Genomic DNA, 12705 nt, shown 5'->3' on the forward strand with positions numbered 1-12705 from the left:
TGATGCCAGAACAAGTGACCATCATCGGCGCGGGGATCGTCGGCATTTGTTGCGCCCTGTCGCTGCAGGATCGCGGCATTCAGGTTCGGCTGATTGATCGAGGTGAACCCGGTCAGGAAACCTCGTTCGGGAATGCGGGCGTGGTTTCGCCGTGGTCGATTGTTCCGCAAGCAATGCCGGGCATCTGGAAAATGCTGCCCAAAATGCTGCTGGACCCCAAAAGTGCGCTGTCAGTCAGGCCCAGCTTCTGGCCCAAAATGATCCCCTGGGGGCTGCGGTTTCTGGGAAATTCCGGCGAAAAGACCGTTCGCAACATTTCGGATGCGATGGAGGTTCTATGTCGTCCCTCCATAGATCTGTACCGGCGTCACCTGCACGGCACGGGGCACGAAGACCTGATCACCGACAGCTATTACATCCATGCATTCCGCCACCCGGAACAGGCCGATCTGGATGATCTTGGATATCTGATCCGCCGCGAAAAAGGGGGCGATCTGGAACGCGTCGACAGCGCCGAGCTGCGCCGTCTGGAACCCGCTCTGTCCGAGGCCTTCAAGGGCGCGATCGTGATCAAAGGGCAGGCGCGTGTAACTTCTCCGGGACGTGTGGGGGCGGTTTTGGCCGACAAGGCGCGCGCGCAAGGTGCCGAGATCGTGCAAGCCGAAGTCACCAAGCTAACTTCGGAGGTAAAGGGTGGTTGGCAGATTGCAACCACGCAGGAGACGCTGACCGCCCACCATGTCGTCCTTGCGGCCGGTGTATGGTCTGCAGAATTGTTAAAGCCTTTGGGACTGCCTGTTCCGCTTGTTGCCGAGCGGGGCTATCATGTCGAATTCCCAACCCCTTCGGTCCAATTGAACAACTCGGTCATGGATGTGGATGCAAAGGTGGTCGCGAGTTCGATGCTGGGGGGTCTGAGGGTTGCTGGTACGGCCGAATTTGGCAGCGCCGACGCGCCCGCTGACCCACGGAAGAAGAAAATCCTGTTCGAACAGGCCAAGGCCATGCTGCCCGACCTTGATACGGTTGAGGCGCGGTTTTGGATGGGCCGGCGCCCATCGTTCCCGGACAGCTTGCCTGCGATTGGGCAGGTGAACGACAAAGGCGGACTATATGCAGCGTTTGGGCATTCTCATTACGGGCTGATGATGGCCCCAAAAACAGGCGAGCTCGTGGCGGATCTTGTCTCGGATCGCATCCCGAACATTGATTTGGCACCGTATTCACCGACCCGGTTTTGAACCTTCAAATCAAAAGGACCTGTTAACAATGCCAATTTATCAAGGCGGCCAGAATATCTGCGGAGCGTCAATCGGTGTGCTGTGCCTGGAAAGCTATTTCCCAAAGCCGCCGGGCCATATCAAGAACCCTTCCAGCCTGCCTTTTCCAGCTCTGTATGAGATGATTGACGGGGTAACCGTTCCGACTCTGCTGAACAACCCGACGCCTGAATTGCTGGCCCCTTTCATCGAAGGTGCCAAACGGCTTGAGGCCGAAGGCGTGCGCGCCATCACCGGCAGCTGCGGCTTTCTGGCGCTGTTTCAAAAGGAACTCGCGGCAGCGGTTTCTGTTCCAGTCTTTGCCTCCAGCCTGATCCAAGTGCCGCTGGCTTATCAGATGACCGGGGCCAATGCTCCGGTAGGGGTTTTGACCGCAGATGCCTCTGCATTGACTACGCGGCATTTTGAAGGCGTCGGGGCCGCCGGAATTCCAGTGGCGGTGAAGGGGCTGGAGGACACAAGCGAATTCGCCGAAGTGATCCTGCGAAATACCCGCACCCGTATGGACACAGACCTGATCGAGGCTGAGGTCCTGAACGCAGCCCGTAGCCTGATGCTTGAGGCCCCTGATATCCGCTCACTGGTTTTGGAGTGTACAGACCTGCCGCCCTACGCATCGCGCCTTCAGGAAGAACTGCGCCTTCCCGTGTATGATCTGACGACACTTGCGCAAATGGCACATTCCGTAGCGGCCCGCGAGCTATACTCTGGATTGATGCCCTGGCAGCGTTAGTGCGTGCCAATCAATTCGAATGAAGGAATGACATGGACCATGGCCGTAACCTCAGGATATCTGAGGTCTCGCAAAAATGCCAAAGCTGCAGGAGTGCTATGTGACCATTGATCTGTCCATTTTGATGGCCGCCATTTGCCTCGGGGCAATGCTGCAGGTTGGCGTGGGCATCGGTTTCAGTATCATCGCGGGTCCCCCGATGATGATCCTGCTCGGCACCTCGACGGCAGTTCCCATATTGCTGTTGCTGAATACCCTTGTGTCGATAGTCGCGACGGACCGTCATGTACTAAAGAACAACAAGCCACTCATTCTTAATGCGATCATCGCATGTTGTGTCGGTGTAGCTGCCGGTCTTACTGTTTATCCGTTGTTGAACGAGGCGTTTGTTCTGGCCTTGACGGCCTGCTTGTTGTTGATCGGTTTAATCACCACCCTGCTTCCCTTGCGCGGCACAATCGGGCGTTTTGGGTTTTCAGCCATTACAGGACTGTCCGGGCTTGCGACCGTCTGGGCAGCAACACCGGGCCCACTTATGGTGTTTGGTTTGATCGCAAAGGGCCGTTCAGCAAAAGAGGTGGCCAAGCTGGTGCAACCCATCGCGCTGGTGGCTTATGGCATTGCATTCCTGTTGCACAGCCTGTCCGAAACGCAGGCCATCACATACGGGCCGCAACTGCTCGGCTTTGTCATAATCACGCTGGTAGGCAGCCTGCTTGGACGGGCAGGGGGCCCTTACTTGCCGCAATCGGTCGTCATAGCCGCGATCCGCGTGGTTTCTTTCATCGCTTGCTGTGTCCTGTTCCAGCGCGCCTATATGATTGCATAATCCCGGGAGGTACACGATGCAACGAAACGACAATCTGGAGAGATTTCCTCGCGCCCGGCTTATGTCGGGCCCGACACCTCTGGAACGTTTGGACAGGTTGTCGGCGGAATTGGGGATCGATCTCTGGCTCAAGCGCGATGATCTGACGGAGCTTGTGTTTGGCGGCAATAAAACACGGCAGCTCGAATTCTACCTCGGCGATGCTCAGCAACAAGGTGCCGATACCATTCTAATCACCGGTGCTGTTCAGTCCAATTTTGTCCGATCTGCAGCTGCGGCGGCCGCTAAGCTGGGGATGCAATCCGTGCTTCAATTAGAAGAGCGTGTCCCAGATATGGACGAAGAGTATTACAGGTCCGGGAACGTATTTTTGGCACAGATTCTGGGTGCCGAGCATATGAGCTATCCCGAGGGCGAAGACGAAGCTGGGGCCGACGCGGCATTGCACGCGCGTGCTGACGAATTGAAGGCCCAAGGCCGCACGCCATACGTCATTCATCTGGGCTTGAATCATCCACCTCTGGGGGCGTTGGGCTATGTCGTTGGCGGACAGGAATTGTGCGCCCAGATGCCCAATTTCGATGCGGTGGTTGTGCCGTCAGGCAGTGGTGCTACGCATGGCGGTTTGCTAACCGGTCTAGCACTGGAAGGCAGCACGGCCCCGGTATTTGGAATATGCGTGCGCAGAGATCGCGAGAAGCAACACGCCCGCATGATGATCGTTCTACAGAAACTTGCAAACTTGCTGGATGTTGATGCCGCTCAATTGCAGGCGCGGATCGATGTCTATGACGATGCATTGCCGCCAGGTTACGGCAAAGTGAACGCGAGAACGCGTGCCGCACTGGAAAAAATGGCACGGACCGAAGGGGTTTTCCTCGACCCGGTTTATTCCGCCAAGACATTCGCCGGTTTGATGCATCTGGTTGAAAGCCAGAAGATTAAACCGGGTCAGAAGGTCATTCTGCTGCACACCGGCGGGCTGCCGGCCCTTTTTGGATATCAAAATGAACTGGCGGACAATCTGACTTGAATGAACCTCGGCCTCGTAATGCCGGCTTCTGATCTATGGCTCCCATTGGCATTTCAACGCTTGTGCCGTGGGCAGCTCAAATCACTGCTAAATTCAACAATGAGAAAGTACAAGTTATGACAATCACCCGCATCGAAACCGGTCAGCGCATGAGCCGGATCGTCAAACACAACGGCGTTGCCTACCTGTGCGGTCAGACTTCGGACGCGCCGACCGTGGCAGATCAGACGCAGGACATTCTGGCCAAGGTTGAGGATCTTTTGCAAAAGGCGGGCAGCGACAAGACCCGCATCCTAAAATGCGAAATCTGGTTGGCGGATATGGCAGACTTTGCCGAGATGAATGCCGTTTGGGACGCTTGGGTGCCCGAAGGCCACGCGCCCGCCCGCGCCTGCGGAGAATCCAAGCTCGCCCGTGATGTATTGAAGGTCGAAATGATCGTGACGGCAGCTTACGACTGAGCGGCGGCTGATTGCGGTTAATAGGGTAGGTTTTCTGGACCTTTGCAAGTCCAGTCCCTCGGAGATTGAGCTATTCACGGTCCAGAAAACACCCTAGGTCTTCGCTTCTGCGTTCGCGTGCCCACATTTGCGTCTCTGAAAGCGATTGCTGACGGGAGATGACGGCGATGCGTTAGTTTCGCAGTTTCACCACCAACTGGCATGTGATGCGCGCCCGGTGGGTTCATATCGATTGACCGAAGTCATCGTCGTGGAATCAAATCCTCACGCATCCTGGGTGAGTCTAGAAACAACGCACGATAAATAGCGCTATTCGAGTGCTATCTCAGATCATTTTGGCCGATTCAGGACTGCGCTATGCTGCTGTTAATACAGCAAATTATTGCTTTCCGAATTTGACCAAATAGCTGCGGCGCGTATTCATCGACTTGCAACGAAACGAGCGATCAACTCTTTGTCTTTGCAAGATACGTCCAGGTTGGCCCGGCAGTTTCCCCTGATCCATCCGGCAAAGGAATACGCATCAATTTCTGCGCCAGAGACTTGATGTCATACATTGCTGGGACCAATGACCTTAGCGCAGTCTTGTCCGTGTTGAACGCAATGTGCAGACCATCAAGCAGGCCGGACCAGGCCGCGTTAAATTCGGCAGATATTTCTGCGATCTCTGGCGCGTTCTTGAAGTCCTTTTCGGACGGATCATCCCGCATCGGGGATACCGCGCTCCAATCGACGATGAGGTCGCCACCGGTGGGCGGGCCGTCTATGCTATCATCTGGCTTATAATACCGGCTGTGCAGGATTTCGTTGAACTTGAAATAGTGCGCAACATCCTCGCGGTGGTCAGGGCCAGGGATGATGTCTTTGTCGCCAGCTCTGTGACCAAGGTCTGCGCCTTCCCCTTCATCCATGATTTTCTTTATCGCCTTCAGCGCGGCCTTACGGCGCTGCGACGGGGTACCAATCACCTCGATCACCTCACCTCCAGCTCCGAAATAGTCGGCGTTGGTGATTTGTCGTACCTCATTACCGGTAAAAATCGCGGCATCCCCATAAGTATCACAGGCTTTGCGCAACCTTTCCCGGATGTAGATGTAAAAACCTCCGATCGTATGATAATCACCGCTCTTCGCAGCTCTTTCATCTTTTGGTGCCGTTTCAACCGCACGAAAGCTCTTGATTTGGTCTGGCGTAAACCTGCGCAGATAAACAGTTGGACCGCGGCCGTTTAGCAGTGGCTGGGGGTATTTGGGCAGCAGCTTAGGATTGTTCAGCTCCGGAGTTCCGCCTATCGAATTCATGACATTCGCCGCAAGAACCATGTGGAGCATTTCTTCGACCATAACCTGCCGGATCACTTCGATGGGTTCGGCGTTTACGATTGTTGGCTCAGACCGGTCATACTGGCCTTGTTCGAGGATCGAATAACACGCGGTCGCATAGGGAGGAATGGTAGTGAGTTCAAGAATAAGCGCGTCCTGAAACAGTTTACACAGTGTCGCGCGCTCTTTCTCCAGTTTGTCTTTCGAGGTCATTTTGCACCCCCTTTCCGAACAGCATCCGATATTGCTCTGGAGGCTCGGTAAGCCATTGCCGACATCGTGAGTGTCGGGTTCGATGTTGCGATTGTTGGCATCGATCCGGCGCCTACCATCCACAAATTGTCGTGATCCCAGGTTCGCATTACGTCATTAGTCACCGAATTGCGCGGGTGCGTTCCGATCCGATGGGTTCCGACAAGATGACCTGCGCCAAAGAACGTGTATCCCCGGCCGTCATAGGTGAAATATCCGGCGTCAGATGGGTTGTAGGCCGTGTGGTTTCGAATACCCAGGCGCTGAAAAATCTGGGTGCAAGTGTCATAGGCAGTTGCCAAACCGGCCCGCGAATAGTCATCCAGATCATAGCTGATCACAGGGCGATATTCACCCATCGGTGTGCGATAGGCGGGATCAATCGTGACTCGGTTGGTCGCGCGGGGCAGTTGTTCGACCATCGTGCCGATGCGAACCTGTCTTTGAACATCGTGATATAATTTGTCACGAAGCGCTTTGCCAAAGAGGTTCTCCTGTTCAACAAAGCGCGCCACATCCGTGTTTGGGGCCCCGGTGGCAAAGTTCCAGCCCCAGTTTCCGATCTCGAGCCTATGCGCGGCAGTTCTGTCACGAAAGGTCCCGTCCCGGAAATTGGCGTAGCTTGACGTCGATCCCGGCCCACGAAACGGACCAACCGGCTCGGGCGCGGAACCCCAAGTCATCATGTAGGGATGATCCATCAGGTTGCGGCCCAATTCGCCGCTGGTCCGACAAATCTCGGAAGCCAGCGCGAGTGTCACGTTTTCCACCGCACCACCGGCAAGGACGTATTGTTTGCCTTTGGCCCGGCGCAATTCGTATTGCGCGACACCGGGGAACGGGTATTTCTTGTAGACGATACCCGAAACCCGACCGCTTTCGGCAAGCTCGACCTTGGACGCCACGGCTTGCGTGATGGTCTTCATGTGATGTTTGCGAATGTGCTTGGCATCTTCCAGCGTCTTCATCGCATTGTATTTTGCCTGGATTGGGCAGATCGGGATGCAGCTTGAGTTGCCCTCGCATCGTTGGCCCATATAAGCAAATGGACCGGTCGATCCTCGCGGGCGAAACTGATGCCGCATCTTGCGGCCCACGGGTATGCCATTGGCATTCTTTGGCTTACGCGGGGTTGAGTTGCGGCCTTGCGGCGTGCGTGAGACTTTCAGTTTGACCATGTCTTTAGGGTCTTCGCCAATTTCAATGGGCATGCCGTCTGCCCGGGCAAAGAACCCGTCGATATAAGACGAGGGTATCGAGTGCATGGGGAAGTCATATCCTTTAGCAAAGTACCCCCGGTTATCATGCTTGCCCGAGGTCTTTATTCCCAATGCTCTGGGTGTCTGTTCCTCGGCGTCCGCAGAGACGCCGATTTCCCACTCGGCTCTTTCATAGTCGGATCGAATATCCTTGTAGCCAAATGGCCAATCGACCCCTTGGCCGAACCTGCTCTGCATTTCGAAATCTGCGGGCATCATCCGAAGGCTGGTGCCCAGCCAATGCAAGGAGGTTCCGCCATAGGCACGCAGATAGTTGCTGCCGAAGGGCAACGGGCCACGTTGAACAAAGTACCCGTTCGTGTCCGGTTCGGTGCCGCGAACCGCCGTAATGTCCAGCACCGAAGGTGACGGCAAAGTCGGCAGATCCGGATAGGGTGAGTTCGGTGTTTTCGCCAACGAGAGGTAGTACTGATCCAGATAGGATCGGTAGGTCTCCCACGTTTTACCGTGATCTGCACCGGCCTCGAGGATCAGAACTGTATGCCCTGCTGACACAAGCTCTTTCGCCAGAATGGCACCAGAAAATCCTGCCCCTACAATGACCACATCATAGGTTCTGTCGTCGTCTGTAATCGCGTTCATTGGCCCGCCTCCCGTTTCCGGGGAGGTTCAAGCGCCCAAGCACCAAAACCCTGCTGCTTTGCCCCCATGGGATGGGCACCGATGGCGTCCCAGACCAATCCCTCCTTGTACGAGCGTGTCGAGATGATCTTGACCACATCAAAGCGAGAAGCGCCGTAGCTTTCGCGCCATTCTTGCGAAAGCGGAACCCACTGACCCGTGTACCAAAGCTGAATCAGCGAACGCGCAATCGGGCCAAGGCACCTGTCCGACAGATAAGTTTGGCGGATAATCTGATCATCGTCCCCTTGCCCGAGGGATTGAGCGTGAGACAGAAACCGGTTCAAAATCTCTTCTGGTAGAACCTGTCGGAATTGATGCCAGTATTCCCCGGTGCACCCGGTCCCTTGCAACTCGGCACTATTGTAACCCGTCAATGCCGCGCTGACCGTCAGGAAGGCCTGATGGGCGGGACTGTTGTCATGCTGTGACATGGCGGTCTCCATCAATGGCATCCACGTAGAACCCGCGCGGCTCGAAGCAGGCGGGGGGGCTTTCAAAAACCTGTACGGCGACAGGGGTGAAGTCGGTGAACAACCGATGCATGTCCCGTGTCATCGGGAAATCGTTGTTGCCGAGTTTCAGTTTGAATGTCTTGGCGATGCGCTTGCCGTCCTTGTTGTCCAGCATTGCAGTTTCGAAGAGGCCCGAGATTGTCCAGCGGGTCCAAACAGTGCGGCCAAGACCGGTCGCGAATTCTGGGATCGGAGTGCAATTTGTTGTCGTCCACTGATTGCCGCTGAGCTTTCCCAAATCGGCGGTCAAATCGTAGACGATGGTTTGCGGGTCGTCGGGGTTGACCAATTGAATCCACCAGGATTTCGGAGAGATTGGCGGATGGCCTTTCATCTTGGCGTTCAGCGACGGCACCTTGTAATTGAACTGCCCCAGAAACTTGGGCTCACCAAAGGCCTGACGCCCAGCTTTGACAGCAACCGCATTGTCTGCGGCTACGTGTATTCGCAGATGCCCGATGGTCTTGGTCTGATCGCGGCCGTGCAGATACTCGGTCAGGGACATCTTCGGAACGCCGGGCACCCGGTTCGAAGGGTAAGCCAGAAGGTTAAATTCAACCTCGTTCACAAAGCCCAAGGAATTGTCATAGTGGGCGGTGTAGCGTTGAAAATTCAATAGAATGACAGCTTTGTTCTTTCCATTTTCATCGGGGAACTCCGCCACGCACAATCCTGTACCCTTGACGAAGGGTTTGGCGGCTTCGACCGAGGTATACCAATACATCCATTGGCATTGCAGAGAGGCATAATAGAAGGGAAACGTATCAAACTGCTTGGGCAGTTTTGGCATGACACCGGTGACATTCGTCTGATAGCAGCGGTCACCTTTTGATTTCTTCTTAGTCATAATGGCTATGTCCTCCCGACTGGCTTTGACTATCTCGTATTTTTTAAATGTCCTGTGATGAGCTCTCCGTTTTTGCAGTTCCAAGTTTACTCAGAATAGCGCGTGTCTCGGCCAAATCCGGACCATCGAACCCGGCGACTTCTTCAACCGCTTTTTTGATCCGGTTCAGGCAATCGGGGGTTGGATCAAGCTTTGCAAGCTCTTTGATCGTACGCAGCAGCGGACCAAAATGCCCGCGGTCCAGCGCCAAACTGACAGCCTGCTCGAAATGATCGATACACGCTTCTTCATGACCTTGGGCAAGCGCCAGACGTCCTCTTAGCCGGGTCAAACCGACAATCCAGAATTGTTCCCCCCCACCCAACGTGATCTGCTCGGCTTCGTCCAAAAGCTCTTCTGCGAGTTCGAGATGTCCGTGCAGGATGGCCGCGTCTGCATAAAGATACAGAAAGAAACTCAACCCCAGCCGGCAGCCGGTATCCCGCCATTCCTGAAGACCAAGTTCGATTTCCTTCAGCGCGCCGTCGCCCAACTCGTTCCGGCGTGCCCATCCGTTCATGATCCGCGCCCATCCACGCCAGAACTGAAACGAGTACTCCTCTGAAAGCGCAATCAGATTGGCCGAGCTTTCCAGTACAAGGTCTTCATCACCGCGGAACTGCGAGATCCAACCCAGAAATGCATTTGCAAAGGATTGACTGAAGGGATGCGCTGTTTCTTCCGCGTGAAGCACGGCCTTTTCGATCGCTTCCAAAGCGCTTTTCGTGTCGCCTGACAACCAGCAAGACAGCGCACGATATCCCTGAAGCGCGACGGATAGATCAACGACGTCAAAATCCAGCCCCATGAACCGGTGCTCAAGCGACAGATTGACATCAATCCCTGCCTGCAAATGCGTTAGGGCGTCCTGCGGCTGGCCAAGATATGTCTGCAGCGAGCCAAGTGATCTCTCGGCGGATACAATAGCAAGAGGGCTTTTCAGATCCTGACAAAGCGACACCAGGCGATCCGCATTCTGTTTCGATACAGCATATTCGCCCCCCAGCATTGTCGATCGGAACTGGCCATAGACGACTTTGAACAACCGCTCTGTTTCGCCGTATTCACGACACAAGGTTTGTGCCCGGGCATATGCGGAAAGGACCGAATTGTGTGCGTATCCTCGTACAAACGCCAAAGGAACCGCGATGGTGATTTGCAGATCAATCTCGCGCCGGTCGCGGTCTTGCGACGCAGGCAGTTCCTGCAGACATTCCAGGGCGTGCTGCAGATGGGTGATGGCCTCAACATTTGCAGAATGATCCAATGCCTGGCGCGCGGCCCGCATAAGGTTGAGCTCGGCCGCCAAATAATCACCGGCCCGCCAATAGTGATGGCCCAGAATCTCTGGCTCGTGTTTAACAATTTCCTTGTAGTTCTCTTCAAGAACCGCCGCGATTTGACCGTGCCATCTGGACGCTGTCGAACGCAGCATGGATTGATACGCCGCATCCTGTACCAAGGCGTGACGGAACCGATATGTGTCTTCCACGCCTCTCAGCCCGGCGGGAACAATCAACTCTGTTTCAAGTAGCTGCTCCAGCGCTCTGGTGATTTCCTGGTCGCTCCATTTCAAAACGTGGCTAAGCAGGTTTCTTTCAAAGTTGCGCCCGATTGCAGCAGCGACCTGCACGATTTCGCGGCTGGCGGATAATCGGTCCAGCCTGGCCATCAAGGAATCCTGCAGAGACTCCGGAATCGCCATGGACAACTCGGCCTTACTTTGCCCCCGGCTTGCCAGCAGACCGGATTCCATTGCCATTTTGGTCAGTTCTTCGACAAACAGCGGCACGCCATCGGTTCGGTCTGCCAACTGGGTCAGAACCTCATCCGAAGGCCGGATCCCCGAAATGCTTTCAACCAGTTTGAAGATATCGCGCCGGACCAGACGGTTCAGCTCCAAGGTGGTGACATGTGACTGGTTTCGCCAGGGTGACTGGAATTCACTGCGGGCGGTCATCAAGACCAGGCAGCGTCTACTTGACAGTTGCTCAACCCATCCGTCGACAAACTCAAGCGTGGAAGCATCGAACCAGTGCACATCATCCAGCAGCAACATCAGCGGTGAAGATTGCTCTAAGCTTGCACAAAGCCGCAGCAATGCTTCGATCAGAGCACCTTTTTCCCGTTCAGGTGCCATTGGTTCAGCTGGAATCGAAGTGTCTTCCAGCGCCACCAGGCGCAGAATGGGCGTCGCGCAGTCTGGATCATCAAGACCGAGTTCAGACAAAAACCCGATGACTTTTGCCCGGCTCTGTTCCGATGACTCATCAGGTGTCATTCCGGTCAACGCCGTAAGCGCATTTTTTATCGGATAAAATGCGCTGCTTTGATGAAGTGGTGAGCCGAACAGAATGAATCGGGATGCATCTTCGTCGGCCAGGTCATCGCTTAGCCCAAAGGCGATCTTGGATTTTCCGACACCGGCGTCACCGGTCAGCAACAGCACTTGCCCTTCACCTTCCAGCGCACCCTCCCACCGAGATCGGACCAAGGCAATTTCCGCCGTTCGACCGATGGTTGGTGTTTTGTCGTGTGAAAAGTCTTTGCGCCCCGTTTCGAACCCCAAAACCTTCTGCCGGGCCTCAAACAGCTCTAGCGGAGCGCTAATCCCTGCCAATTGCGGCGCGCCCAAAGACACAAAGTCGAGCCGTTCACCAATCAAGCGTCGTGTTACTTCGGAAATCACGACTTGCCCAACTTCGGCAACTGACTGAATGCGCGCGGCCACGTTTGGTGTATCTCCGAACAACCACATCTTTTCGTCCAATGACGAGCTGTTGGCGGTGCCAACAACAACGGGTCCGGTATGCATTCCGATGCGAACGTTGGTCGCAACCGGCTGGCTGGAAAATCCGACTTCAATACCCTCTGCCATCTGAGTAATTTCAAGCGCGCACAGCGCGGCCGAATAGTGACTCGCCTCTTGCGCGACGGGGTAACCAAACACAGCCACAACACCATCACCCGCATAGTTTGCGATCTCACCGCCAAAATTCGCAACCGTGCTACCGACCAGATCGCGATATTGGGTGATAAGCTCACGATAGTCTTCGGGATCAAATTTTTCGGACAACGCGGTAGAACCAACCAGATCGCAGAACATGACGGTCAGTTGCCGCCGTTCCGCAACATTTTCGGATGCAGGCGTTAGTGGCGGTGAATTGTCTGGCTCTGAGTTTTTGACCGACGCTGATCCGACCAAAGACGCGCCGCAGGCCGTGCAGAACTTTGCCTTTTGCAAAGCTGGGGCTCCGCACGCTGTACACGTAAGGGACAGGGCGTTTCCACAGCTTTGGCAATACTTCGATCCGGCAGGATTGGCCGAACCACAATTTGGGCAATTAACGTCAGGACTTACCAAAATGGTCGCCTTCGTAAGTTTAGATAGATCAGGTCAAAATTAGAAACGATAGAACGAAATCACGGCTTCTTATAACATAATATCAACAATGCGTCGCCCAACAATTCCTGATGGATGAACCAGGCTGCA

At 55.0% G+C, this 12705-nt stretch carries 10 protein-coding genes; 5 read left to right on the forward strand and 5 right to left on the reverse strand.

The genetic code is table 11. From position 1 onward, the window contains the following. Window positions 1–2 precede the first annotated feature (2 nt). The 5 genes from ACR0AU_RS07170 to ACR0AU_RS07190 all read left to right on the forward strand — a co-directional run bounded on the left by ACR0AU_RS07170 (window position 3) and on the right by ACR0AU_RS07190 (window position 4336). Entirely contained in the window at window positions 3–1241 is a 1239-nt protein-coding gene (locus ACR0AU_RS07170; RefSeq protein ID WP_480795474.1) for an NAD(P)/FAD-dependent oxidoreductase, read from the forward strand. 28 nt (window positions 1242–1269) lie between these two features. Continuing rightward, window positions 1270–2013 (forward strand): aspartate/glutamate racemase family protein, encoded by a 744-nt coding sequence (locus ACR0AU_RS07175; protein WP_480795475.1) that lies wholly within the window; start codon window positions 1270–1272, stop codon window positions 2011–2013. Window positions 2014–2113: 100 nt separating this feature from the next. Then, entirely contained in the window at window positions 2114–2842 is a 729-nt protein-coding gene (locus ACR0AU_RS07180) for a TSUP family transporter (protein WP_170635777.1), read from the forward strand. A gap of 16 nt (window positions 2843–2858) precedes the next feature. Next, window positions 2859–3875, forward strand: coding sequence for a D-cysteine desulfhydrase family protein (locus ACR0AU_RS07185; protein ID WP_170422665.1), 1017 nt, complete (start codon window positions 2859–2861; stop codon window positions 3873–3875). Window positions 3876–3991: 116 nt separating this feature from the next. Then, window positions 3992–4336, forward strand: a complete 345-nt coding sequence (locus ACR0AU_RS07190) for a RidA family protein (protein WP_170394035.1) — start codon at window positions 3992–3994, stop codon at window positions 4334–4336. Between the two features lie 446 nt (window positions 4337–4782). On the opposite strand, the gene ACR0AU_RS07195 is transcribed toward ACR0AU_RS07190, so the two are convergent. Genes ACR0AU_RS07195 through ACR0AU_RS07215 form a run of 5 tightly spaced genes read right to left on the reverse strand, consistent with a single transcriptional unit; the run spans window position 4783 to window position 12576 of the window. Next, window positions 4783–5871: a ferritin-like domain-containing protein gene (locus ACR0AU_RS07195; protein WP_170422666.1), complete on the reverse strand. Its 1089-nt coding sequence runs from the start codon at window positions 5869–5871 to the stop codon at window positions 4783–4785. Continuing rightward, window positions 5868–7772 (reverse strand): GMC family oxidoreductase, encoded by a 1905-nt coding sequence (locus ACR0AU_RS07200; RefSeq protein ID WP_170732659.1) that lies wholly within the window; start codon window positions 7770–7772, stop codon window positions 5868–5870. Before ACR0AU_RS07200 ends, ACR0AU_RS07195 begins: the two co-directional genes overlap by 4 nt. After that, window positions 7769–8245: a hypothetical protein gene (locus ACR0AU_RS07205; protein WP_170732660.1), complete on the reverse strand. Its 477-nt coding sequence runs from the start codon at window positions 8243–8245 to the stop codon at window positions 7769–7771. Before ACR0AU_RS07205 ends, ACR0AU_RS07200 begins: the two co-directional genes overlap by 4 nt. Further along, the gene (locus ACR0AU_RS07210; protein ID WP_170732661.1) at window positions 8232–9173 is read right to left on the reverse strand and encodes a hypothetical protein; all 942 of its coding nucleotides are present in this window, start codon (window positions 9171–9173) and stop codon (window positions 8232–8234) included. The genes ACR0AU_RS07205 and ACR0AU_RS07210 overlap by 14 nt, the downstream gene beginning before the upstream one ends. A 43-nt stretch (window positions 9174–9216) precedes the next feature. Next, the gene (locus ACR0AU_RS07215) at window positions 9217–12576 is read right to left on the reverse strand and encodes an adenylate/guanylate cyclase domain-containing protein (protein ID WP_170776287.1); all 3360 of its coding nucleotides are present in this window, start codon (window positions 12574–12576) and stop codon (window positions 9217–9219) included. Window positions 12577–12705: the final 129 nt, after the last annotated feature.

It is taken from the genome of Ruegeria sp. CG1 (assembly GCF_056537265.1).